This is a genomic window from Acetivibrio mesophilus (assembly GCF_004102745.1).
Classification (GTDB): Bacteria; Bacillota; Clostridia; order Acetivibrionales; family Acetivibrionaceae; genus Hungateiclostridium; species Hungateiclostridium mesophilum.
Genome location: NZ_RLII01000003.1, coordinates 145,149 through 170,512, shown reverse-complemented (window position 1 = coordinate 170,512; position 25,364 = coordinate 145,149). Strand labels below are relative to the sequence as shown.

Sequence of the window (25,364 nt, the reverse complement as noted above, 5' to 3'; positions counted from 1 at the left end):
TATAGTTATATTATAGTTATATTATAGTTATATTATAGTTATATTAAAATCGTAATAGTTTATTATCTTTTTGAACGGAGACTTCGTGAAATTCTACGTAAGGTAAATCGTAGCATAAGAAACATTAACAGGAAGATTAATGCTCCTGTTGTGACTTTTTTCAAAACAGGGTCGTTTATAGTTTTAATAATCACGTTTTGAGGTTCGGATGGAGCCTCAAGTTTTTCAACATCCCTTGAAGCAACTGCATCTATCTTGCCAATGGAAACACCGTTTCTTTTGATTTCTAGAAATCCGAGAACATCCCCTTTTTTTACCGGAGCTTCAATGCTTTCCATAATATATCTCTCAATTTCATAATCCGTATTATTCGAGTCGTTGGGCAGCAAACATTTGAGCCCTTCCGGCGATGCTATAACATCCAGGTTGTAATTACCCGAAGCATTAGAAACGGGTACAGAGGTTATATAGGAATTTGGTGCAACAACAGGCTGAATGGAATAGTTTTTAAAACCGTACTCCAATAGCTTTTTGGAATATTCGAATACCATGTCATAATTCTCCACACCAAGGACTACAGCAATCAATTCTGTTCCTTCATCGTTCATAGCGGAAGAGACAAGATTATTAAGGGCCCTGTCCGTATAACCTGTTTTTATGCCGGTGACTTTGGTAAAATAGTCCGACTTGTATTTTGAACTGCTATAAAGCAGCAATCTATTGGTAGTGCCGACGATAACCTCATCAGAATGCTTATTTGTAGGTGGTATTTTGATAATAGTTTTTTGAACAGTTTCTCTGAAATAAGGTATTGTCATTGCATATTGAGCCATTTTTGCAAGATCCCTTGCGGTAGTAAGATGATTTTTTCCCTTTTCTCCATTATCAATACCACAGGGGTTTACAAAATTTGTGTCAGTGGCTCCGAGCTCTCTTGCTCTTTCATTCATGAGGTTATAGAATTCCTGACGGGAGGAACAGAGATTTTCAGCAATGACGTAAGCTGTTTCGTTTGCGGATCTTACCAGGAGGGCATCCAGCAAATATCTGAGTTCCAACTGCTCTCCGGCCAATAAGCCTATATGCATACCGCCGGGGCCTATATCATCTATGGCAGTCTGATTAACAGTCATTATTTGATCGAGATCTCCAAGCTCGAGTGCTAATATTGCAGTCATGATTTTGGTGGTGCTGGCGGGATAAGTTTTAAAATCAGGATTGTATTCGGCGAGAACCTGACCGGTTTTAGAATCTATCAAAATATATGCTCGTGCATCGATATCTAATGGCTGTGCCTTTACAATTACAATGCTCGAAAGCAAAATGGTAGTCATAATTAAAAATATCAGTAGTTTTTTCATTATTTCCTCCAGTTAATCATGATGTTTTTATAATGGTAATAAAAGAAGAAACCAACATTATTTAAAGTATAACAAAAAAATGTTGAAAAAAGTAGATATGTTTTAAAAAAACTGTAGGTAAATAAAGGAACAAGTATTTACATTTATATGTATAATTATTATTATATATATACAATGAAATAAGTATTTACATATTACGACATTATATGTCATATAAGAATGTGAATTACCATCTTATTAATGAATTTGTTAACAGGGATTATATAGTGGAGGGATGTTTTTGTTAAGGGATATTTTCAATCAGGAAGTAAATATAAAAAAAGGAGTAATTGCGCTCATGATATTGGGACTGGTCGGGACTACTTCGATAACAGGCTTTCTACTTGCGAATGATAATAAAGATATAGTTATAAGCAAGGCGGGAGATAATCAAGATACGAAGGGAGCAGAGACTAGTGGGGAGAAGACCTCCGATAAATCCGATGAGAAGCCGGAGGAAGAGCCAGTGGACGAGATAAAAGTATATGTTGTGGGAGAGGTTAATAGACCCGGTGTCGTTACGCTAAAAAAAGGGCAAATAATAGAGGATGCCATTGAGCTTGCCGGAGGGCCTACACAGGACGCAGATATTGAGAATATAAACTTGGTTTTTGAGTTGGAAGAGAATGTTATGTTAAGAATCAGATCCAAAAGTGAAAAGATACAGCAAGATACTGCTGAAAGCAGCAGTATACAGGCTGTTGCTTCGGGGGGAAATGCTGAGAGCAAAAGTGCTGCTAAAGAAAACAACTCAAACAAGAGTATGCCGGCAAAAAACGTATCGGGTAGCAAAGACAAAAATAATTCGGGCTCAGCTCCTTCGGAGAATAAGCCAGGACAGAACGGTCATGATGAGGCTACTGCAGGAATAACCATTATTAAAGACAGCGGCGGGGCAATAATCGGAGAGAATGAAAATAGCAAAGCTTCGAGCGCAAAAATCAATATAAATACTGCAACTTTGGAGGAACTTGATTCTCTTCCGGGAATAGGTCCGTCCACTGCAGCCAAAATAGTATCCCATCGCGAGCAAAACGGCGATTTTAAAGCAATAGAAGATATAATGAATGTATCTGGGATAGGTCAGAGTAAATTCGACAATATTAAAGAGTTTATTACAGTAAAGTAAGTGACATTTATTGCATTAGTTGAAATGGTCTTACGTAAAGTATAATTTTAAAGTATAATTATTATGCAGTTTTAGTTTTGCCAAAAAGCGAAGGGGGTGAATTGTCAGACTTGAGTATTTATTATAGAGTCTGATGAGAACATTAATGAAAAGAGTTTTGATATCGATTGCAGCTCTTACAATTCTTATATTTGTTGCCGGATGCAGTTTATTTGGAGGTTCGAATACGGGTTCTCCCGGCAATGAACAGCAAAATAGCCCAAATATCAACAATGAAATAAAAGAACCGGATTCGGAGAAAAGCCCGGCAGAAAACGGAACCATGACTGTGACGTTGTATTTTGGTGACTTTCAAGCCGAAAAGGTGGCTCCTGAGACAAGAACTTTGGAAATAAAGGCAGAAGACAATATCGAAAGAGTAATTTTTAATGAGCTGGCTAAAGGACCTGCGTCTGAAGAGTTGGACCCTGTCATTCCTGAAGGTACACAACTATTGTCCATCAAAACCGAAAAGGGAGTCTGTACACTGGATTTATCGAAAGAGTTTGTTGAAAATCATATTGGCGGATCTGTCGCGGAACTAATGACCATTAGCTCTATTGTTGCTTCCCTTACAGAGCTTCCTGAGATAGACAAGGTTCAGTTCCTGATAGAAGGTGATGTCAGGGAGTTTTTTATCCATGAAGCACTGGATACTCCAATTCAGAGAAATGAGAGTATTATTAAAAAGTAAATGTTAAAAAAATATATAGCTGGCGAACAGGCCAGCTTTTTTAATTATTGCCCGTCATTATGGGAATAATAATGATGGTTGTAAATAAATATCCTAGAAGAATAAAAGTAGTTGGCAGAATGAGGGTATATATGATACACTTTTTAATTTTTTTATGTCTGAGTTTTTTGAATCTTCTCGCTCTAGTTGTTCGCATATATAGTTCCCTCCAATCAATTCTAATCCATATTATACCACGAAATATGATTTTTTATTATTTCCAGGAAATGAAGAGGTATTTGGTGGACTTTTACGAAATTTTTTCCGAGGTTGACATTGAGAATATATAAATATATAATTATCTTTAATATGAATTGATATGGCATGTCGACAATGAAGAGAAGAGTAGGCTGAGTTATTCCTTTAAGAGAGAAGGTATCAATGGCTGGAAGTACCTTTAAGGAATTTCGGTTGAAGACCGCCTCGGAGTTGAAACGGTGATTACGTTATAATCATAATGAGTAACAATTAGGGTGGAACCACGGGAGATAGCTCTCGTCCCTTTCGAGGGATGGGGGTTTTTTTATTTAGCTTAAAGGAGGTATTTTTATGATTAAAGTAACACTTAAGGATGGAAGCGTTAAGGAATATGATAAAGGTATTACGGTAAAAGAAGTGGCAGAGAGCATAAGCGCGGGGCTTGCAAGGGTTGCTCTTGCAGGAGAGGTCAATGGACAGGTGAAGGATCTGGACTATCGTCTTGAGGATGATTGTGTCCTCAGTTTGTTGACTTTTGACGATGATGGAGGAAAACATGCCTACAGGCATACTTCATCCCATATAATGGCGCAGGCTGTTAAGAGGCTATATCCTGAAGCGAAGCTTGCGATTGGACCATCAATAGAAAACGGCTTTTATTATGACTTTGATGTAGAAAAGCCTTTTTCTGTCGAAGAACTAGAAAATATTGAAAAGGAAATGCAAAAAATTATTAAAGAGGATCTGAAGCTTGAAAGGTTTACTCTTCCGCGAGATGAGGCTATAAAGTTCATGGAGGAGAGGAATGAACCGTACAAGGTTGAATTGATTCGAGATTTGCCTGAGGGTGAAACAATTTCATTTTACAAGCAGGGAGAATTTGTTGACCTGTGTGCAGGCCCCCATATAGAATCTACTGGCAAGGTCAAGGCCTTTAAGCTTATGTCGGTTGCTGGGGCATACTGGAGAGGTAATGAAAAGAATAAAATGCTCCAGAGGATTTATGGTACTTCCTTTAACAAAAAAAGTGAATTGGATGCATATATTACAAGGATTGAGGAAGCAAAGAAGAGAGATCACAGGAAGCTTGGAAGAGAGCTGGATTTGTTTGATATTTATGAAGAAGGTCCCGGTTTTCCTTTCTTTATGCCAAAGGGTATGGTTTTGAGAAATACCTTAGAGGAGTATTGGAGAGAAGAACACAATAAGGCAGGATATCAGGAGATAAGGACTCCCATAATTTTAAATGAAGAGCTCTGGCATCGTTCCGGGCACTGGGATCATTACAAGGAGAATATGTATTTTACCAAAATAGATGAAGGAGATTATGCTATTAAGCCGATGAACTGCCCCGGAGGTATGCTGGTATATAAAAGAAAGCTTCACTCTTATAGGGATTTGCCTCAGAGAATGGCTGAGCTTGGACTGGTACACAGACATGAGCTTTCCGGAGCTTTGCATGGATTGATGAGGGTTAGATGCTTTACCCAGGACGATGCTCACATATTTATGACTCCGGATCAGATTGAAAGCGAAGTTGTAGCTGTAATAAATCTGATTGATGACTTCTATAAGGTTTTTGGCTTCAAATATCATGTAGAACTGTCCACAAGGCCGGAAAACTCTATGGGGTCGGATGAAGACTGGGAAAGGGCTACCAATGCATTAAAGAATGCCCTTGAACAGAAAGGAATAAATTACAAGATAAATGAAGGGGACGGAGCATTCTACGGACCTAAGATAGACTTCCACCTCGAAGACTCCATTGGGCGTACTTGGCAGTGCGGAACAATACAGTTGGATTTCCAGATGCCGGAGAGATTTGATTTAACATATGTAGGTGCCGATGGTGAGAAGCACAGACCTGTTATGATTCATAGAGTTGTGTTTGGCAGCATAGAAAGGTTTATTGCTATTTTGACCGAGCACTTTGCGGGAGCTTTCCCTGTATGGCTTTCACCGGTACAGGTTAAGATACTGCCTATAGTTGAAAAACAGCACGAGTATGTGGATGAGATTAAGAGGGCGTTAGAAGAAAAAGGCATTAGGGTGGAAGTTGATTTGAGAAATGAAAAGATAGGCTACAAAATCAGAGAAGCGCAGCTTGAAAAGGTGCCTTACATGCTTGTAATAGGTGACAGAGAAATGGAAAACAGAGCTGTTGCGGTAAGGTCAAGAAAAGATGGGGACTTGGGTTCTATGCCTCTTGAAGATTTTGTTAACAAGATTGTTGAAGCTGTCAAAAATAAAGAAAATTAACATAGCTATTAGAAAGAGGGCAAACTTGGGTTTGTCTTCTTTCTTTATGGGCTAATTATTTTAAAATGAACATTACACATTAATCTATATATTGGGAAAATAAGGAGTCTTTTACTTCAAATCCAGATAATCCATATGAATTTCTTTATGTAGATTCTTTTTTTCAGAAAACAGTTATATTATTTTAGATGATATGTTAAAATATATTTTGTATTTTTCAAATCCAAGGGTATTTTTTGTCAAAATTTATGCTGATCTTAGCGAAGACGATTTATAGAATAAAATACTAATATAAACTATAGATGATAAGTGGGGTTAGTTTGCTTATGAGTAAAGCGGATGAGATTTTTATTAGGATGTGTAAGGATATTCTTGAAAACGGGATATCTTCCGAAGGAGAAACGGTAAGGGCCAAGTGGGACGATGGAACGTTAGCCCATACAATCAAAAAATTTGGTGTCATTAACAGATATGATCTATCAGAGGAATTTCCGATTATTACCTTAAGACCGACAAACTTGAAAGCAGCAATTGATGAATTGCTTTGGATATGGCAAAAAAAATCGAATAATATAAAAGAACTTAACAGCCGTATTTGGGATAGCTGGGCTGATGAAGAAGGTTCGATAGGCAAGGCGTATGGTTATCAGTTGAGGATTAAGCATAAGTATAGAGAAGGGGATTTTGATCAGGTAGATAGGATTATATATGACTTAAAGCATAATCCCTATAGTCGAAGGATTATTTCCAATATGTACAATCATAGCGACCTGCACGAAATGAATTTATATCCTTGTGCATATAGTATAACTTTTAATGTTACCGGCAGAAAACTAAATGCAATACTTAATCAGCGTTCCCAAGATGTTTTGGTTGCGAATAATTGGAATGTGGCTCAATATGCAATTCTTGTCCATATGTTTGCCCAAGTGTGCAATCTGGAAGTGGGAGAGCTTGTGCATGTCATTGCTGATGCCCATATATATGACAGGCATATACCATTAATAAAAGAGCTTATACAAAGGACTCCATATCCGGCACCAAAGTTATTGATTAATCCCGATAAAAAAGATTTCTATGACTTTAAGGTTGAAGATTTTGTGTTGGAAGGCTATCAAGCCGGGGCTCAAATAAAAAATATCCCTGTTGCCATCTAAATGAAGGAGGACAAGATGAAAGCCATTGTTGCAGTTGATTTGAACTGGGGAATTGGATATAAGGGTAATCTGCTTCAACGTATTCCGGAAGATATGAGATTTTTCAAGCAGATGACTTTGGGCAAAGTTGTAGTAATGGGAAGCAAAACATTTGAATCGTTGCCTGGAAGAGAACCTTTAAAGGATAGAATAAATATTATATTAAGTAAAAGTAAAGATTTTGAAAAGGATAAATTAATAGTTTGTCCTTCCCTTGATGAACTTTTTTGCGAGCTTAAGAAGTATGATTCTGACGATGTTTTTGCCATAGGCGGAGAAGTGGTGTACACACAGCTGTTGCCATATTGTTCCGAGGCCTATGTAACTAAAATTGAAAATAAATATCCCGCAGATAAATATTTTCCGAACCTGGATGAAATTGAAGAATGGGAGCTGGTATCCATAAGTGATTCAAAAGAATTTAATAATATAAAGTATAGTTTCTTGAAATATGTAAACAACAAACAGAGAATATACTAAAAAATATTATAAAAACTATTGACAAATATACTATCATCTGATAGTATAGAAAAAGCAAAAATAAAGAAGAAGTTATCCACTTCTCACCTTACGGATTTAGTTTTGTAGGGTTAATACTTTAAGATTACGGTATATGAATTACAGTAATGTTTATTAGTGTTGTAAGAGATAAGTGGATCATTTCTATGATTCACTTTTTTGCATTAAATAACGCGAATCTCGAAAAACCCGGAGGTGTTTTCTATTAACAAAAATGAATTAATGATCAATGAGCAAATAAGAGATAAGGAAGTAAGACTAATTGATACTGATGGTTCAATGCTAGGTATTATGTCTTCAAAAGATGCGCAGAAACTTGCGAACTCTAAGAACTTGGATTTAGTCAAGATAGCCCCTCAGGCAGTACCGCCTGTATGTAGGATAATGGACTACGGCAAGTATATGTTTGAGCTTGCTAAGAAGGAAAAAGAGGCCCGTAAGAATCAAAAGGTAATTAATATAAAAGAGGTTAGACTGTCTGCTTCAATTGAAGATCATGATTTTAACTTTAAATTGAAGAATGCGGTGAAGTTTTTAAAGGACGGAGATAAGGTTAAGGTCAGTGTCAAGTTTAGAGGCAGGGAAATGAACTACACCTCATTAGGTCAGCAGGTGCTCGAGAAATTTGCGGAAGCAGTTGAAGATGTCGCAACAGTTGAAAGAAAGCCTAAGTTAGAAGGTAGAAATATGTTTATGATTCTTAATCCTAAACAGTAATATAGAATTTAAGGAGGAAGTCTTATGCCTAAGATTAAAACACACAGCTCTTCCAAGAAGAGATTTAATTTAACAGGTACAGGTAAGGTTAAAAGATCAAAAGCTTATAAAAGTCACATATTGACGAAAAAAACTTCAAAAAGAAAAAGAAACTTGAGGAAATCAACAATTGCATCTACTGCTAATGAATCAGTAATCAAAATGTTGATTCCATACAAGTAAAAAGGAGGCGTGTGACTATGTCAAGAGTTAAAGGTGGGGTAAGAACCCGTGCAAGACATAAGAAAGTATTAAAGTTAGCAAAAGGTTATTTTGGAGCTAAGAGCAAAAACTTTAGAATTGCAAACCAGGCAGTAATGAAATCACTGGTTTATGCATACAGGGATAGAAGAGCTAAGAAAAGAGATTTCAGACAGCTTTGGATTTCAAGAATTAATGCGGCAGCAAGAATGAACGGTCTTAGCTACAGTAAGTTTATGAATGGACTTAAGAAATCCGGTATAACTTTAAACAGAAAGATGCTAGCTGAAATGGCTGTCAATGATGCAAATGCTTTTGCTCAGTTGGTTGAAAAAGTTAAAGCAGCGAAATAAATCTATATGAGAAAAAGGGGAGCTTAAGTAAGCTCTCTTTTTTTAGGTATATTAATTCTGACATTCTAATTTTGAGGTGATGAAATGAACTACATAAGCAGTGCTCAAAACCCGGTTATAAGAGAAGTTAAGGCCTTAAAGCAGAAAAAGTATCGTGAAGAAAAAGGCATGTTTTTTATAGAAGGGATAAGGTTTGTGGAAGAGGCACTAAAAGAAGGAGTCCAAATACACAAAATTCTTGTATCCGACAAGCTAGCCGATACAACTTCCGGTAGTGAAATTTTAGAAAAGGTGAATAACGGCGGATATTCGGTTTTTGAGTTGCCTCATAAGCTTTTTGTGGAAGTATCCGATACTCAGAATCCTCAAGGGATACTGGCGGTATTAGACATAAAAGATTACAACATTGAAGATATTTGGGATAATAAGAATTTTTTTATAATTTTAGATTCAATTCAGGATCCGGGAAATATGGGTACAATAATTAGAACCGCTGATGCAGCAGGGGCAACAGGAGTCATAGTATCCAAGGGATGTGTGGATGTCTATAATCCAAAGGTGCTAAGATCCACTATGGGTTCTGTATTTCATGTTCCTATATGCTTGAGTGAGGATATTTTTAAAGTAATGGACAGCATGAAAAAAAGAGGGGTTAAAATTTGTGCTTCCCATCTTGAGGGCAATTGCGATTATTTTGAGCTTGGATATAAAAAAGATATTGCAATTATTATCGGAAACGAGGCCAACGGCATAAGTGAAGAAGTAAAAAACTATGCCGATGTTTTGGTCAGGATACCTATGCCGGGAAGGGCTGAATCATTAAATGCATCAGTGGCTGCAGGTATATTGATGTATGAAGTTCTGAGAAAAAATATCGGTAAACAATAACTTTTATATAAATTATATTTGTTAAATCATTCTTTAAGTGGTATACTTATCAATAGCAGTTCTTTATCAATATATTTTAGAGTACTTATGTTTTGAAATTTTCTATTTGGCATATAATAAAGTATGCTCCTATAACGAATTCTTTTTTATGTTAATATTTGCAGAATAATAAGCTTCAAAATATAAAAACAGGAGTTGATAGATGCAAATGCAACTACACATTTTATTTGTTTTAGCTTTATCAGCTATAGTATTGTGCTTGTTTTTGCTATTGATTTCAAAATGTAAGGATGGACAGCAACAAATAAAAGTGAGGGATGCGTCTTTGACCTTTGATGAGCTGCAAGCCTATGCAAAGGAAATAGCGATTGAGCATTCCGTATCCGGGAAAAAGAGTATGTGTTTTTGGCCAATACCCAGGCTGAATGATAATTACAGGTATATAATGTCTGTATATAAAGAAATGAATGAAGATGTACAGAAGGGTATCGGCACTACACCTGCTGCAGAATGGCTTTTGGATAATTTCTATATAATCGAAGAACAGGTAAAAAGTGTAAGAAGGGATCTTACGAAGGAGTTCTATGCAAAGCTTCCTGTGCTGAGCAGCGGACACCTAAAAGGCTATGCAAGGATATACTCCATTGCTCTTGAACTGGTTTCCCATACCGACGGCAGGATTGATGAAAAAGTGCTGATCAACTACATAAACGCATATCAATCCAATAATGTGCTCACCGGAAGGGAATTATGGGCTTTTCCGATTATGATCAAGCTTGTGCTTATAGAAAACACAAGATATATCTGCGGGAAAATTGCGAAGGCTCAGCAGCAAAGACGCAAAGTAGAAGAAATACTCAAAAATTTTGATGAAAATATTGAGAATACCTATGAACTGATAACTGCTATAGATAACGAGCTAAAAGGAAAATACGAGGTAAATTCGGCATTTATCGAGTATCTTGCGTACAAATTCAGAAAGATGGGCAGAGCCTATACCCATGTTCTGCGTTATATAGATGAAAGGCTGAGTGAAACCGGTACCACCGTTGATGCCATTACTCACAAGGAGCATAACGAACAGACGGCAAGCAAAGCCTCTATAGGTAATTGCATAGTGAGCCTGAAGTTTATTTCAACTGCCAATTGGGTGGATATTTTTGAACAACTCAGTAAAATAGAGGAGATTCTGAGGGCGGACCCTGACGGTTCTTACTCCTTGATGGATTTTGACTCCAGAAATTACTACAGAAACAGGGTGGAGGAACTGGCCTTAGAACACAATGTTTCTGAGTCTCATGTTGCCAAAAAGGCTGTCGAACTTGCGCGGAACGCTACGGAAGGAGAAGCGGTCGATAAACGTTTGACCCATGTAGGATACTATCTTATTGGAAAAGGCACTTGTGAACTGGAGAAGGAAATAGGGTATGAAAAGAACTTCATCAAGGGAGTCGTTGAAAGGATAAAAGAACATCCTGCATTTTTGTATTTTGGTTTTATAGCTCTTATTACCCTTTTAATGTCGGTATATGGGATGAAGCACTCCTTTTACAATGCTGTAAATTACGGTGCTGCTATGGCAATTATTGCAGGTCTGGCACTGTTTATTCCCGCAACAGACATAGCAGTCAATATTGTAAACTGGGTGCTGAGCCGAGCTATAAAACCCTCGTTGCTGCCAAAGCTTGATCTTCAAGAGGGAATACCTGAAGAGTATGCTGCAATGGTTGTTATCCCTGCTTTGCTTTCGGATGAGAACAGGGCGAGGGAGCTGATTGACAACCTCGAGGTGTATTATCTGGCTAACCGAGAGAAAAATTTGTATTTTTCCATTGCCGGTGATTACAAGGATGCTCCCAATAAAGAAATGGCCGGTGATAAAAAGATAGTTGAGGCTGCGCTAAGTCGAATTACGGAGCTTAATGAAAAGTATAGCGGAAAAAATGAAGACGGTGAAAAGGATACTCCGGATATATTTTATTTTTTCCATAGACACAGACAGTTTAATGAAAAGCAAAATAAATGGATGGGCTGGGAAAGAAAAAGAGGTGCCCTCCTTGAGTTTAATGAGGTCCTCTTAGGTTCAAAATCTACGAGCTACTCAATCATGTCCCATGATATGTCAAAGCTTCCTAAGGTAAAGTATGTTATTACTCTAGATGCAGATACCATACTGCCTTTAGGCACAGCTAAGAAGCTGATAGGTACTATGGCGCATCCTTTGCACAAGCCCGTGATTGATGAGAAAAGGGGAATAGTAACCGATGGCTATGGGCTTTTGCAGCCAAGAATAGGTTTTGATATAGAAAGCGTTAATAAATCGTTGTTTTCCAGAATATTTGCCGGTGAGGAAGGAATAGATCCTTATGCCAGCGCCATTTCGGATGTCTATCAGGATCTTTTTGGCGAGGGTATTTTCACTGGTAAAGGAATATATGACCTTGAGATTTTCCAAAAGCTTTTGAAAGATGCCATACCTGATAATACTGTACTTAGCCATGATTTGCTTGAGGGTTCTTATGTCAGGGTGGGACTTGCGACAGATCTTGAGTTTATTGATGGTTATCCCTCAAAACTAAACTCATATGCCATGAGGCTTCACCGTTGGGTTAGAGGGGATTGGCAGCTTTTGCCATGGCTTCGCAGCAGAACTAAAGACAGAAGGGGAAATATTATTAAAAATCCTCTATCGTTAATTTCAAAGTGGAAAATATTAGATAATCTTCGAAGGAGCTTGGTGGCACCTTCATTAATGCTGCTTATTGCACTGGGATTTAGCGTTTTACCGGGCAACCCGCTTTTTTGGCTGGGAATTGCCCTTGTAACCATATATTTTCCATTGATAACGGGAAGTATAGACTATATTGTATCAAAGCCTTTTGGAGCTATTGCCTCCAAGAAATACAAGCCTGTTATATGCGGGCTGAAGGCTTCCTTCTTTCAATTGACACTGCAGTTTGTTTTTCTGCCGTATAATGCATGGCTTATGGTGAATGCTGCTGCATTGAGCCTTGGTAGGATTTTATTTACCAAAAGGAATATGCTTGAGTGGGTAACTGCGCTGGATGCCGAAAGGGGACTTAAGAATTCGCTTAAGGGCTATATAATAAAAATGAAGGCAGCAGTGTTGCAGGCTTTAATTATTGTTGCTCTGGCTTTTGTGTTTAAGCCTGGTTTTGGCCTGGCAGCAGCCGTTCTTTTGATTGCTGTATGGGTTTTATCGCCCTTTATAGCTTATTGGGTAAGCAAGGAGACGGTTTGCAAAATAGAGCCTTTGAGCGACAAGGAGACGCTGGAGCTAAGGCGTATTGCAAGAAAGACATGGAGATATTATGAGGAGTTTGTAAACAGAAGAAATAACTATCTTGCACCGGATAACTATCAGGAAGACCCGCCAAACGGTATAGCCTATAGGACCTCTCCTACGAATATTGGATTGGGCATGCTTGCGGCCTTGACAGCAAGGGATTTGGGTTATATAGGTACTTTGGAGCTTTGTGATATAGTTTCTAGAACCATGAGTACTATTGAAAAGATGGAAAAATGGAATGGCCATCTTTATAACTGGTACGATACCAGGACGCTGGAAAGCTTACGACCAAGATATATTTCTACTGTTGACAGCGGAAACTTCGTTTGCTATCTCATAACTCTTAAGGAGGGTTTGACAGAGTATCTGAATAGACCCCTTGTGGACAGCTCATTTATTAATGGGATAAGGGATACGGCAAGTCTGATTGCCAAAGAAAGCGACAACCCTTATAAGGATACTTCATGCCTTGAAGAGTGTATTGTAAGTTCAGAGGATAAAAGTTATGTTAGTATTCCGCAAATGCTGAAAGCTCTGTCGAAGCTTTTGGAAAACGGGGATAAAATTAAGGATACTAAGGATGTATGGAAGTCAAAGGTTGATGGCATGATAGAGATGCTAAAAATTGAGCTGTACACCTATATGCCGTGGTGCGACCTGGTTAGGGAATTATCCGAAGAGTTTGAAAAAGGCGAGGTTAAGATTAAGGAGGCCTTTGAAGGCATAATTAGCAAGCTGAATTCCGGCTTTTCCCTTAAGGCTATGCCGACAGTATACAGGGAAGTAATAAAAGAGATTGAAAAGCTCAAAAAAATGCTTAAAGATGGAAAAAAGCAGAGTATAGACGGACTTAATAGACTTAAGGAGGTCTTAGAAGGGGCAGTTGAAAATGCGGACAAACTGGTAGATAGGTATGTGGATTTAATAAACAGGATAAGCAAAGTTGCAGATGAGACAGAATTTGTGCCTTTATATGACAAAAAGAAGCAGCTGTTTTCCATTGGATATAATATTGAAGAAAATGCCCTTACCAACTCATATTATGATTTGCTGGCTTCTGAAGCAAGACAGACCAGCTACATTGCCATTGCAAGAGGAGAGGTGGATCAGCAGCATTGGTTTAAGCTGGGAAGAACACTTACTCAGATAGACCGATATAAGGGAATGGTTTCATGGAGCGGTACTATGTTTGAATACTTTATGCCCCTGTTAATTATGAAGAGCAACAAAAATACTTTGCTTGACGAAACCTATTCCTTTGTAGTGAGGAGCCAGAAGAAGTATGGAGATCAGAGAAACCTGCCCTGGGGAATATCCGAGTCAGGCTTCTATTCCTTTGATATAAATTTGGATTACCAGTACAAGGCCTTTGGGGTACCATGGCTGGGGCTTAAGAGAGGACTTGTTGAGGATATGGTAATATCACCCTATGCCACGATGCTGGTTTTGCCTCTAGTCCCGAGAGAAGCGATGGATAATTTAAAGAGACTGATTAACGAGGGAGCAGATGGGCATTACGGCCTGTATGAAGCGATCGATTATACTCCCGACAGGATTCCTTTAGGTCAGAAAAAGGGTATTGTAAAGAGCTATATGGCTCACCACCAAGGTATGAGTATATTAGCCCTTAATAACTATTTTAACGACAATGTAATGCAAAAACGATTCCATGCTGACCCTGTAGTTGATGCTGCAAAACTTCTTCTTATGGAAAAGGTTCCATCGAATATAGTATTTACCAAGGAAAATAAGGAGAAGATACTTCCATTTAAGGATGTGGTATATGATGAGAGGGATTCCTTGAGAGAGTATAGTATTCCTGACCCTCTGCTTCCAAAAGCCCACATACTGTCAAATGGCAACTACTCGGTTATGCTTACGGACAGAGGTACGGGTTATAGCAGATGGAAGGGATTGGATGTAACCCGGTGGAGAGAAGATGTAACCTTGGACAATTATGGGATGTTCTTTTATATAAGAGATGTAGAGAACAATGAGGTGTGGTCATCTGCCTTTGCACCAGGACAAAAGAAACCCGATGAGTACAAGGTTGAGTTTACTTCGGGAAAAGCCAGATATATTAGGAAGGACGGAAATATAGACACTCTGACGGAGATAATTGTCTGTGCCAGTGAAAATGCTGAAATTAGAAGTGTTACCCTGACCAATCACGGTTCGGAGAGCTGTGTGATGGAGATAACCAGTTATTTCGAGCTGGTTTTATCACCCCACAGTGCCGATATTGCCCATCCGGCCTTTGGAAATCTATTTATAAGGACGGAATTCTTACCGGAACATAACTGCCTGATTGCCAGCAGAAGGCCAAGATCGGAAAAGGAAAAGTCGGTATGGGTAATGAATACTATGGTTTTGGAAGGAGAAGGGGTAGGAGGTTTGCAGTATGAAACCGACAGAATGCAGTTTATCGGAAGAGGCAGAAATGTGTCGGAGCCGGTAGCTTTAGAACCTCACAAGCCGCTTACCAACTCTGTAGGCCCGGTACTGGATCCGGTAATAAGCTTCCGACAGATGGTTAGGATAGAACCTGGAAAGTCAGTGAAAGTATCCTATGCGACTGCAGTGGCTGATAGCCGTGAAGCAGTGATGGAGCTAGCGGCGAAGTTCAAAAGCCCGCAGGTGATAAAGGACGAGTTCAGTATGGCTATTACAAAGAGCCGTGTGGAAGCTAGGTATTTAAATCTTGATACAGAAGAGATTGAGCTGTATCAGGAGATGATTTCCCATATATTATTTATCGGCCCGCAGCAAAGGAACAAGCGGGAATGTGTAATGAACAACAAAAAAGGGCAGTCGGCTCTATGGCCTTATGGTATTTCTGGAGATATACCGATTATACTTGTGGTATTGGACAAATCCGATGACATAGATATAGTAAGGGAGATACTGAGGGCTCATGAGTATTGGCGTTTAAAGAAGTTGGCGGTGGATCTGGTAATACTGAATGAAGAGGAAAACAGCTACACCAATCCGTTAAATAGTCTATTGATGGATATATTGGCCGAAAGCCATGCCCATGACCTGGTAAACAAGCCGGGAGGCGTGTTTGTTCTTAAGAAGAGCAATATGCCGCCGGAGGACATGGATTTGATCTGCGCTGTTTCGCGGATAGTACTAAAGGGGGATGCCGGGGATCTGAGGGAACAGATGAAGGGTATAAAAAACGTTGCCTTGGCGGAGTTTAGGCAATTTGACAGAACATCTGTCAACTATGATTCTATGCTCAAAAAGGATTTGGATCTAAGCTTCTACAATGGTCTTGGAGGGTTTAGCAAGGATGGCAAGGAGTATGTTATTTTCTTGGAAAATGGACAGAATACTCCTCTGCCGTGGATAAATGTAATTTCCAATCCGAGTTTTGGGTTTATTGTAACAGAGTCCGGTTCGGGTTATACATGGTTTGAAAACAGCCGTGAGAACAAGCTCACACCATGGTCAAATGACCCGGTAAGCGACACACCGGGAGAAATACTGTATATCCTCGATGACCACACAGGAGATATATGGTCCGTAACGCCATTACCTATAAGGGAAAAGGAACCATATATGATAAGGCATGGTTTTGGCTATACGGTCTTTAATCATGCAAGTCATGGAATTGAGCAGGAAATGATACAGTTTGTTCCGGTTGATGATTCGGTAAAAATTAGCGTTTTAAAGCTCAAGAACCAATCGAAGGAAAAGAGGGAGCTGAGCCTGACATATTATATTAGGCCCGTCCTTGGAGTCAGCGACCAGTTTACTGCTATGCAGATAAATACGCAGACTGATAATGATATGATTTTGATAAGAAACAACTATAATGATGAGTTCCCCGGTAGAGTAGCCTTCATTGATACATCATTGAAGGCCGGCTCAATAACCTGCGATAGAAAAGAATTCTTTGGGGCAGGAGGTATTGCAAATCCTGAAGGGATAAGACGTACATCTCTTTCCGGAACAACCGGAGCAGGCTTTGATTCTTGTGCGGCCATAAGTGTGAATGTGAGCCTCAAGCCTGATGAGGAAAAAGAGATAGTCTTTCTTCTTGGTGCAGGCAGGGATGAGAAGGAAGCGAAGCTACTTTCAGCAAAATACAAGAAGATAGATGAGGCCAAAAAAGCCTTAAAAAAAGTGAAGGAATTCTGGAAGGTGAAGCTTGGGGCACTGCAGTTCCAAACTCAGAATCCGGCAATGGACATACTGCTAAACGGATGGTTGGTGTACCAGGTTATTTCCAGCAGACTCTGGACCAGATCTGGATTTTACCAGTCAGGAGGAGCCTATGGCTTTAGAGATCAGCTTCAGGATAGTATGTCATTAACTCATATATGGCCGGAAGCTGCCAGAAATCAAATGCTCCTCCACTCGAAGCACCAATTTTTAGAGGGGGATGTGCAGCACTGGTGGCATGAAGAAAAGTACAAAGGAACCAGAACAAGGTTTTCCGATGATCTTTTGTGGATGCCCTATGCTGCGGTTGAGTATATAAGGGTCACAGGAGACTATGATGTGCTTCATGAAAAGACGCCGTTTTTGGAAGACGAACCCCTCAAGGAATTTGAGGATGAGGCTTATCGTGTACCAAGGGTATCGCAGACGGTATCGACCTTGTATGACCACTGTATTAGAGCCATCAACAGATCCCTTAAGTTTGGAGAACACGGAATACCGTTAATTGGCTCCGGTGATTGGAATGACGGAATGAATACGGTGGGCAATAAGGGCAAGGGTGAAAGTGTATGGCTCGGTTGGTTCCTGTACTCCATACTCAAAAGCTTTGCTCCGCTGTGTGAGAGAATGGGAGATCATGATCTTGCTAAAAGGTATCTGGATACAGCAGACAAAATTGTTGAGAATATTGAGAAAAATGCTTGGGATGGAAATTGGTACAGGAGGGCATATTTTGACAATGGATTGCCTTTAGGCTCCATACAAAACAGCGAATGTCAGATTGACTCTTTGGCTCAGTCTTGGGCAGTAATATCCGAAGGAGGAGACAAAGACAGGATTATTGAGGCCATGGACGCCCTTGAAAACTATCTGGTAAAACGGGATGAAGGGCTTATAAAGCTTCTTACACCTCCCTTTGATGAGGGGGAGCTGGAGCCGGGATATATAAAGAGTTATGTTCCTGGGGTTCGTGAAAACGGAGGACAATATACTCATGCTGCTGCCTGGGTTGTTATGGCCTTTGCAAAGATGGGAGACGGAGACAAAGCGGTGGAGCTTTTTGACCTGCTAAATCCAATAAATCACTCAAGAACCCATATTGAATACTCCCGGTATAAGGTTGAGCCTTATGTAATGGCTGCAGATGTCTATTCGGTTCCACCCCATACAGGCAGGGGAGGATGGACCTGGTATACAGGTTCGGCAGGATGGATCTATCGGGTAGGTTTTGAATACATTTTAGGATTTAGAAAGAGGGGAGAAAACCTTGAGATAGACCCGTGCATACCCGGTAATTGGAGTGGTTTTAAGATAAAATATAGCTATTACGATACTGATTATTTGATAGAAGTAAAAAATCCGGAAAGAGTAAATACTGGAGTTATAAAGGTTATTGTTGATGGAAAAGAGCTTGAGAATAAAAAAATACAGCTTGTTAATGACAAAGAAGAGCATAATATTGAGGTTTATATGGGCAAGTTGTAGAGTTTTTAGATGGACAATCAAAGAAAACTAATTTATAATTTAAATATTGAATATTTGATATTTCCATATTTTATTATTCTTATGAAAAGGAGGTCCATATGAACTATTTGGAGAGGATATTCAAGTTTTTAGGTAAGTATTTTGTACTGGCGGTGCCTTTGATTATTGCTACGGCCATACCTGTTATTATTAGCGGAAGCGTAAGTGATGCAGAGATGACACAGGCTATTAATGAATTGAGTGCAAGCATTGCAGCACAGGAGATAGATACTATGCTGGCACTAACCATGATGCTGGAAGTTATGCGGCCCATGCTTGTACTTACGGCTATTGCCAATATTGTATCTTTTGTTTTGAACTTGTTTGTGGCCCCTGCAACTTATGGAATGATCAACAAGGGATTGGAGACGGATAATGCCGGTATTGGCGATTTCTTCCCTCAGATGGGGAAAAATTTGCCGAAGTACATTATTTATACCATATTCAATTTCTTTGTTGATGTGATTTTGGTGCTTGTTTTTGCGCTTATTCTATGTTTATTTGTATTTTTGACCTTTGCGCTCAAAGGGGTTGGAGGCGCAGCTTTTGGTTTGGGAATTGTACTTACCGTAATAGTTGGAATAGTGCTTGGATTAGTAATGTACGGTATAAAATGTATTCTTTCTTACTGGTTCCCGGCCATGGTGGTTGACAACATGAATGTTATTTCGGCATTTAAAAAGTCTATTGAGATTGGAAAGTCATATTTATGGCAAACTATTGGAGTTACCATTCTTATTTCAATAGCAAGTTCAGTCATAACGGGGACGCTTGGAGTATTTGCGGGTATGTTACCATATGTAGGGTATGTATTAATAAGCATACCTGCGGCGTTAGGAAGCTTTATTACGCTAGTGTTCTATATGACAGTATACAGGGATAAGACCCGTAATGTAGAGGATGAAGATGAAATAGGGTTGACCGAGGAGTATATTTAAATTCACTGAATGCAAAAAGTGCTTAACCGGTACGAATCTCGGTTAAGCATTTTTTGGACTTTTGGAGTGAAATGAAAGAGGCTAAAGCGGGTTAGTTACATTACTATTATTGCTGACTTCTGTATTCCGCGATAAGAAGATCCACCATTCTTCCATAGCTTCTTACACCATCCTCCTGCATATTGGCCTTAAGGTAGGTGTTGTTTACCGAGGACGAGAAATCCTGTACGGGAGTCTCGTATTTTTCCCAGTAGCTGTTTGATGCAGTAAGATCACGGATTATTCCCTCACTGAAGCTATTTCTCAATTTAAAGTATTCATCCTGATTGTATCGGTATAGTGCATTGGTGGCATTTATCAGAGCCGATAAAGTGCCGGAATACTGAAAATCCGGTGAGGGATGGTTCCTGCAGGCAATATATGCTATAAAGTTTGCCTCATCTTCTCTGGCAAAACCTATTTGGTGAGCCATTTCGTGGCAGGTTGTAAAAGGAATCGATGTAGAAGGGAGAGATATGTTTATATTTGCCTCTCCGGTAAAAGGAAAATAAACTCCTCCGATACCAAGATAGGACATTACTTCAGACATGATTACCCCCTTCGGCCTTCCATAATTGTGGGACAGCTCCGGATAAACTTTAGAAGCGGTTTCATAACCCATATATGCCCTTTTTAATGTTTCGTTAATATTGGTTGAGAGCTTCATAACCCCGTTGTCGTCTTCCTTCACATATTTTCTAAGCTCGTTTGCGCGTTCCGTTAAATTCTCGCATACCTCGAGCAATTCATCGATAGAGGCAGGACTTGTGTCATAATTGGCAATTTGGGAAAAGGGGAGCCTCTGATAGTTAATTCCCCATAGCAGCATAAAGGAAAAATATATTAGGCTTACGGCGGTAAGGGCATTGACGAGAGAACTGCCTAAGATTTTAAGAGCTTCTGAGCGAGATTTTACCATTTTGATAACTGTTTTTATTATATAAAACAGCGCAAATAAAACAGATAGAATTACCAGTATTTCTGCAATGGATACCGGTATATAACCTGAAATAAGGTTGAGCAGTTTTGCAATTAGCCTGTAGGCGCCCCTTGAGTAAATTCTTTCTGCAAGGTAGGGAGCCCTAGATGAAAGAAATTGCATTAAATATGCTATGGGTATCAAAAGGATAAAAAACAGTTTTTTATTGATTTTCGGTATATTCATATATTCTACCAGCCTTTAGAATGAATTTAATTATTGAGAATCAATGTCGAGATTAAAGACCTCCCAATTTCCTCTCAGCGTCTTATGAGCGAGCCCTCTTTCTAGGTATTTTAAGAATTTGTCGCGATCAATATTTACCGCACCCAAAGATTCAAGATGTTTTGAATGAACTTGGCAGTCAATCAAAAGGAAATCTTTTTCTTCAAGCTTTTGGGAGAGGGTGATAAGTGCAGTTTTTGAGGCATTTTCCATAACCGAGAACATGGACTCACCAAAAAAGCATTTTCCCAGAGAGACACCGTAGAGTCCTCCTACAAGGGCTCCCTCATGCCAAGTCTCAATGGAGTGAGCAAATCCAAGATTGTGTAGTTTGCAATAACTATCAATAATGTCCGAAGTGATCCATGTATTGTCCCTTCTTAGTTCTGCACACATGGTTATTACATCTTTAAAGCACGTGTCGAAGGTAACCTCATAAAGCTGCTTTCTTAGAAATTTCTTCATGGATTTTGATATTTTTATGTCTTTTGGGAAAAGGACACATCTAGGGTCTGGCGACCACCACAATATAGGGTCATCTTCTGTAAACCAGGGAAATATTCCATTGCGATATGCAAGGAGAAGACGCTCGCAAGACAGGTCTCCTCCTACTGCTAATATCCCATCTTCATTGGCCAGTGATGGATGGGGAAAAATCAATTCCTTTGAAAGTCTGAAAACAGGCATAAATCATCACCCTTGAGGTTTATTTCTTATTTTAATTTCTCCGTCCACAACATCAATTACTGCAGTGCCGCCTTTGGAAAGCTCTCCAAAGAGAACCTCATCAACAAAGTATGTTTTTATTTTGTCCTGAACAAACCTTAATATTTCACGGGCACCATAAACCGAAGACAGGCCCTTTTGAGCAATCCATTTATAGCACTTTGCTGTTACCTGGAGCTTGATATTTTTTGCTTTTAGCTTTTCTTTGAATTGGTTTATGGCTTTTTTGGTTATAAGCAATGCCATATCCTCATTGATATGGTTGAATACCACAATTTCATCAAGTCTGTTTCGAAACTCCGGTGAAAATATTCGCTCAACTTCCTTTGTTATAGCAGTTCTGTCGATATTTCTGCTGTCAAAGCCTATCAATGTTTTTCCGACCTCCCGTGCACCGGCATTGGAGGTCATTATAAGTATTACATTTCTAAAATCTGCTTTCTTTCCGTTGTTATCTGTAAGGACTGCATAGTCCATTATTTGAAGCAGTACATTGAAAATATCAGGGTGCGCCTTTTCGATTTCATCGAGAAGCAGTACGCAGTGCGGAGATTTTCTGATTGCATCGGTCAAAAGTCCGCCTTCCTCATATCCCACATATCCGGGGGGAGCACCTATAAGCCTTGAAACAGTATGCTTTTCCTGATACTCACTCATATCAAACCTTAAAAGGGGAATGTCTAGAATCGAGGATAACTGCTTTGTAAGCTCCGTCTTACCAACCCCTGTAGGTCCTACGAAGAGGAGGGAGGCAACAGGCTTCTCATTTTCATTAAAGCCAGCCCTAGACCTCTTTATTGCCCGTACAACAGTCTCAATTGCACTATCCTGACCAAATATTGTGGATTTTAGTTTGGCATCAAGATCCTTCAGTTTGGAAATTTCGTCGCGAGATACACTCTGTATAGGTATTTTTGCAATTGAAGACACTGTACGCTCTATATCCTTATTTTTAATGGAAATTACCTTATCTTCATTCTTGGAATGAAGACGCGCATAGGCTCCTGTTTCATCAATTACATCTATTGCCTTATCAGGTAGATGCCGGTCTTGAATGTATTTTGCCGACAGTTCAGCAGCAAGGCGCAGGGAACTTTCAGTATATTTTACCTTGTGATACTCCTCATATCTGTCCTTAAGTCCATTGAGTATCTTAAACGTGTCTTCAACAGACGGCTCCGTGACATCAATTTTTTGGAATCTTCTGGACAGAGCTCTATCCTTCTCAAAGTACTTTTTATATTCTTCATAGGTTGTTGATCCTATAAACCTCAATGTGCCCTGGGTAAGAAAGGGCTTAATGATGTTTGATGCATCCATGGCACCGTCAGATACAGCACCCGCTCCTACTATTGTATGAATTTCATCTATATATACAATTGCTTTTGGCTGGTTTTGAATTTCATTGAGTACCTTTTTAATGCGCTCTTCAAAGTCACCGCGATATTTGGTGCCTGCCAACATGCTTCCCATATCAAGGTAATATATTTTACTACCTCTTAAGGTTTTGGGAACTTTATCTTCCACAATCATTCTCGCCAAACCCTCGGTAATAGCAGTTTTCCCGACTCCGGGGTCTCCGACATGAATGGGATTGTTTTTAAGTCTTCGGGATAAAACTTGAATCGTGCGTTCAAGGATATCTTCCCTGCCAATAAGGGGATCTATTTTACCCTTTTTTGCTTTTTCAGTAAGCTCGATAGTAAAGTGATGCAGAAAATCACTTTTTGAGGAATTCATCTCCTCGTCCTCATCCTCATATTCAAAATCATACTCTTCCTCGTCCTCATACTGGAAACCCTCGAGATATGCTTCGGGTTCAAAGGATTTTAAGGATGTGTCCGTGTTTTTGGGAACGAGGGATACTCCATGGGAAATATATTTTAGGACATCAATTCTCTTAATGCCGTTCTTTTGGAGTATATAGCTGGCAAAAGACTCTTTTTCTCCATAGAGGGCCACTATAATATCACCAATATATATATATTCCTTGCCGGAAGAAATGCACTGATAGGCAGTAGCTTGCATAACACTGTTGACACCAAGGGATTCTATAGGCTCATGGTTTTCAACAATTGTCATATTGCTGCGGAAAAAATCCATAAGATCATTCTTGAGATCTTCAATTTTTCCGCCACAGTTTTCTATTATATCCTTTCCCTCATCAAAAAACAGAGAAGCATAAAGTATATGCTCCGGAGTAAAATATTCGTGTTTTTGATGTTTTGCCTCATTATATGCTGCAATTAAAATTTTATTAGCTACATCATCCAATCTCATCATGGTGTCACCATCCCTTTTACAGATAAAGAAAGTCATTTTTGGTTTATGTAAAAAATAGAGGCCGCTATTCCGGCTCCATAACCGCTGCAAGAGGAAATTCTCTTTCGGTTGCCATTTTTTCAACCAGCGCTATTTTGGTTCTGGCAATATCATAGGTATATACACCAACAATTCCTCTTCCTTTTTGATGAACATCAAGCATAATTTTTGTCGCATCGGCGGCATTTTTATGAAAAACCGTTATAAGTATCTCAACAACAAAATCCATTGTTGTGTAGTCATCATTAAGAAGAATCACCTTATACATTTTAGGCTTATTAAAATCAAGGTTGGTTTCTCTTTTAAGTATTGTCTTTTCAGCCATAAAAGCAACTCCTATCATATAAAGCTTGTCTTCTATATAAATCCCATGCTGTCTATATACAATAGAATTATAACAAATACGGATACTTCAATACAATAACTATCGGTTCGTAATTCATAGAAAGTTATGGAATTGGATTAAAATGTGGAATATTAATTTGAAATTAATCAAGAATAAATGTTATGAATAACATTTGTTCGGAGTGGTTTTATTGAATAAGGGCAGAATTCCAATATCCAAATATATCAAATTTGCACTAATTGGGCTTGTTACAGGAGTTGCAAACGGACTTTTTGGCTCCGGGGGAGGGACAATTGCTGTTCCCGCCATGGTTTTGCTCCTAAAAGAAGAGGAGCATGTAGCCCATGCAACTGCCATATCAATTATTTTGCCATTAACGTTGGTAAGCGCCTTTATTTATGTCTCTAACAGCTATATTGATTGGAGCCTGACGATAAAAACCATGCTGGGAGGGGTTGTAGGAGGATATTTGGGCGCAAAGCTTCTTAATATCTGTCCTTCGCATATTCTAAGAAAAGTTTTTGCAGTGTTTATGATAGTAGCAGCTGTAAGAATGATAATATGATGAGCAATAATAAGGAGGATAAATGCTTCTTTTTTTGATAGGACTTGCTTCAGGGATAATCAGCGGAATGGGAATTGGAGGCGGAGCAATTCTGATTCCCGCATTGGTGTTCTTTGTTAATCCGGATCAACATATCGCACAAAGCGTAAACCTTTTGTTTTTTATACCAACAGCGGTAATAGCCCTTATCGTACATATAAAAAATAAAAGGGTTAACTTTAAGTTGACGGTGCCAATTGCTATCTTTGGCCTTATTGGCGCATTCTTGGGCTCCAGATTGGCAATAGCATTACCTGGAGGATCATTGAAAAAGTATTTTGGAATATTTCTTTTGATACTGGGTTTTTATGAAATGCTAAGAAGGGATAAGAAAAGAAATAAGGAACAGGGCAAAGAGAATTGATACACTTAAAAAACCCTGTTCTTTATATTGTACTTTCACCTATTAAATTGCTCAGCTGGGTCAATAGGTCTTGGTATGTCAACTTTGGGAAGGTCGGGCTGAGGATTTACTATATCCGGAATTAATGTTCCCTCTTTTCTGTTTAA

Annotated in this window: 18 protein-coding genes; 13 read left to right on the top strand and 5 right to left on the bottom strand. The window is 39.0% G+C overall.

The annotated features are described in order from the left end of the window. Window positions 1–62: 62 nt before the first annotated feature. Window positions 63–1,361, bottom strand: coding sequence for a D-alanyl-D-alanine carboxypeptidase family protein (locus EFD62_RS04435; protein ID WP_069193324.1), 1,299 nt, complete (start codon window positions 1,359–1,361; stop codon window positions 63–65). A 280-nt stretch (window positions 1,362–1,641) separates the two neighbouring features. On the opposite strand from EFD62_RS04435, the gene EFD62_RS04430 reads away from it, so the two are divergent. The 11 genes from EFD62_RS04430 to EFD62_RS04380 all read left to right on the top strand — a co-directional run bounded on the left by EFD62_RS04430 (window position 1,642) and on the right by EFD62_RS04380 (window position 19,613). Continuing rightward, a complete protein-coding gene (locus EFD62_RS04430) occupies window positions 1,642–2,529 on the top strand; it encodes a helix-hairpin-helix domain-containing protein (protein ID WP_069193325.1) in 888 nt (295 codons plus the stop codon). A 145-nt stretch (window positions 2,530–2,674) separates the two neighbouring features. Beyond that, window positions 2,675–3,262, top strand: a complete 588-nt coding sequence (locus EFD62_RS04425) for a GerMN domain-containing protein (protein WP_069193326.1) — start codon at window positions 2,675–2,677, stop codon at window positions 3,260–3,262. Between the two features lie 588 nt (window positions 3,263–3,850). Next, window positions 3,851–5,758 carry a threonine--tRNA ligase gene (gene thrS, locus EFD62_RS04420; RefSeq protein WP_069193327.1) on the top strand — a complete coding sequence of 636 codons (1,908 nt, stop codon included), beginning with the start codon at window positions 3,851–3,853 and terminating at the stop codon, window positions 5,756–5,758. A gap of 326 nt (window positions 5,759–6,084) precedes the next feature. Beyond that, window positions 6,085–6,915 (top strand): thymidylate synthase, encoded by an 831-nt coding sequence (gene thyA, locus EFD62_RS04415; protein ID WP_069193328.1) that lies wholly within the window; start codon window positions 6,085–6,087, stop codon window positions 6,913–6,915. 15 nt (window positions 6,916–6,930) lie between these two features. Then, window positions 6,931–7,434: a dihydrofolate reductase gene (locus EFD62_RS04410; protein ID WP_069193329.1), complete on the top strand. Its 504-nt coding sequence runs from the start codon at window positions 6,931–6,933 to the stop codon at window positions 7,432–7,434. A gap of 261 nt (window positions 7,435–7,695) precedes the next feature. Continuing rightward, a complete protein-coding gene (gene infC / locus EFD62_RS04405) occupies window positions 7,696–8,190 on the top strand; it encodes a translation initiation factor IF-3 (RefSeq protein WP_069193330.1) in 495 nt (164 codons plus the stop codon). A 24-nt stretch (window positions 8,191–8,214) separates the two neighbouring features. Beyond that, window positions 8,215–8,412: a 50S ribosomal protein L35 gene (gene rpmI, locus EFD62_RS04400; RefSeq protein ID WP_069193331.1), complete on the top strand. Its 198-nt coding sequence runs from the start codon at window positions 8,215–8,217 to the stop codon at window positions 8,410–8,412. A 17-nt stretch (window positions 8,413–8,429) separates the two neighbouring features. After that, window positions 8,430–8,783: a 50S ribosomal protein L20 gene (rplT, locus tag EFD62_RS04395; RefSeq protein WP_069193332.1), complete on the top strand. Its 354-nt coding sequence runs from the start codon at window positions 8,430–8,432 to the stop codon at window positions 8,781–8,783. Window positions 8,784–8,867: 84 nt separating this feature from the next. Continuing rightward, the gene (gene rlmB, locus EFD62_RS04390) at window positions 8,868–9,671 is read left to right on the top strand and encodes a 23S rRNA (guanosine(2251)-2'-O)-methyltransferase RlmB (RefSeq protein ID WP_069193333.1); all 804 of its coding nucleotides are present in this window, start codon (window positions 8,868–8,870) and stop codon (window positions 9,669–9,671) included. A 202-nt stretch (window positions 9,672–9,873) separates the two neighbouring features. After that, window positions 9,874–18,636: a GH36-type glycosyl hydrolase domain-containing protein gene (locus EFD62_RS04385; RefSeq protein WP_128705795.1), complete on the top strand. Its 8,763-nt coding sequence runs from the start codon at window positions 9,874–9,876 to the stop codon at window positions 18,634–18,636. A 98-nt stretch (window positions 18,637–18,734) separates the two neighbouring features. Continuing rightward, window positions 18,735–19,613 carry a DUF7847 domain-containing protein gene (locus tag EFD62_RS04380; protein ID WP_069193335.1) on the top strand — a complete coding sequence of 293 codons (879 nt, stop codon included), beginning with the start codon at window positions 18,735–18,737 and terminating at the stop codon, window positions 19,611–19,613. 106 nt (window positions 19,614–19,719) lie between these two features. On the opposite strand, the gene EFD62_RS04375 is transcribed toward EFD62_RS04380, so the two are convergent. From EFD62_RS04375 to clpS, 4 genes are all read right to left on the bottom strand, one after another. Next, window positions 19,720–20,817 carry a DUF3810 domain-containing protein gene (locus EFD62_RS04375; protein ID WP_069193336.1) on the bottom strand — a complete coding sequence of 366 codons (1,098 nt, stop codon included), beginning with the start codon at window positions 20,815–20,817 and terminating at the stop codon, window positions 19,720–19,722. Window positions 20,818–20,847: 30 nt separating this feature from the next. After that, on the bottom strand, window positions 20,848–21,543 hold the full coding sequence (gene aat, locus EFD62_RS04370) for a leucyl/phenylalanyl-tRNA--protein transferase (protein ID WP_069193337.1): 696 nt from the start codon (window positions 21,541–21,543) through the stop codon (window positions 20,848–20,850). Between the two features lie 6 nt (window positions 21,544–21,549). Next, window positions 21,550–23,865, bottom strand: a complete 2,316-nt coding sequence (gene clpA, locus EFD62_RS04365; protein ID WP_083225083.1) for an ATP-dependent Clp protease ATP-binding subunit ClpA — start codon at window positions 23,863–23,865, stop codon at window positions 21,550–21,552. A gap of 64 nt (window positions 23,866–23,929) precedes the next feature. Then, window positions 23,930–24,229 carry an ATP-dependent Clp protease adapter ClpS gene (gene clpS / locus EFD62_RS04360; protein WP_069193338.1) on the bottom strand — a complete coding sequence of 100 codons (300 nt, stop codon included), beginning with the start codon at window positions 24,227–24,229 and terminating at the stop codon, window positions 23,930–23,932. A gap of 211 nt (window positions 24,230–24,440) precedes the next feature. Between clpS and EFD62_RS04355 the strand changes: the two genes are divergently transcribed. Continuing rightward, the gene (locus EFD62_RS04355; RefSeq protein WP_069193339.1) at window positions 24,441–24,815 is read left to right on the top strand and encodes a sulfite exporter TauE/SafE family protein; all 375 of its coding nucleotides are present in this window, start codon (window positions 24,441–24,443) and stop codon (window positions 24,813–24,815) included. A gap of 22 nt (window positions 24,816–24,837) precedes the next feature. After that, on the top strand, window positions 24,838–25,218 hold the full coding sequence (locus tag EFD62_RS04350; RefSeq protein WP_069193340.1) for a sulfite exporter TauE/SafE family protein: 381 nt from the start codon (window positions 24,838–24,840) through the stop codon (window positions 25,216–25,218). Window positions 25,219–25,364: the final 146 nt, after the last annotated feature.

Coding starts and splice junctions, on each gene's coding strand:
- EFD62_RS04425 (WP_069193326.1), top strand. CDS start 2,675: ATGAAAAGAGTTTTGATATCGATTGCAGCTCTTACAATTCTTATATTT.
- infC (WP_069193330.1), top strand. CDS start 7,696: ATGATCAATGAGCAAATAAGAGATAAGGAAGTAAGACTAATTGATACT.
- thyA (WP_069193328.1), top strand. CDS start 6,085: ATGAGTAAAGCGGATGAGATTTTTATTAGGATGTGTAAGGATATTCTT.
- EFD62_RS04350 (WP_069193340.1), top strand. CDS start 24,838: ATGCTTCTTTTTTTGATAGGACTTGCTTCAGGGATAATCAGCGGAATG.
- EFD62_RS04435 (WP_069193324.1), bottom strand. CDS start 1,361: ATGAAAAAACTACTGATATTTTTAATTATGACTACCATTTTGCTTTCG.
- EFD62_RS04385 (WP_128705795.1), top strand. CDS start 9,874: ATGCAAATGCAACTACACATTTTATTTGTTTTAGCTTTATCAGCTATA.
- rpmI (WP_069193331.1), top strand. CDS start 8,215: ATGCCTAAGATTAAAACACACAGCTCTTCCAAGAAGAGATTTAATTTA.
- clpS (WP_069193338.1), bottom strand. CDS start 24,229: ATGGCTGAAAAGACAATACTTAAAAGAGAAACCAACCTTGATTTTAAT.
- EFD62_RS04410 (WP_069193329.1), top strand. CDS start 6,931: ATGAAAGCCATTGTTGCAGTTGATTTGAACTGGGGAATTGGATATAAG.
- EFD62_RS04380 (WP_069193335.1), top strand. CDS start 18,735: ATGAACTATTTGGAGAGGATATTCAAGTTTTTAGGTAAGTATTTTGTA.
- clpA (WP_083225083.1), bottom strand. CDS start 23,865: ATGATGAGATTGGATGATGTAGCTAATAAAATTTTAATTGCAGCATAT.
- aat (WP_069193337.1), bottom strand. CDS start 21,543: ATGCCTGTTTTCAGACTTTCAAAGGAATTGATTTTTCCCCATCCATCA.
- EFD62_RS04375 (WP_069193336.1), bottom strand. CDS start 20,817: ATGAATATACCGAAAATCAATAAAAAACTGTTTTTTATCCTTTTGATA.
- rlmB (WP_069193333.1), top strand. CDS start 8,868: ATGAACTACATAAGCAGTGCTCAAAACCCGGTTATAAGAGAAGTTAAG.
- rplT (WP_069193332.1), top strand. CDS start 8,430: ATGTCAAGAGTTAAAGGTGGGGTAAGAACCCGTGCAAGACATAAGAAA.
- thrS (WP_069193327.1), top strand. CDS start 3,851: ATGATTAAAGTAACACTTAAGGATGGAAGCGTTAAGGAATATGATAAA.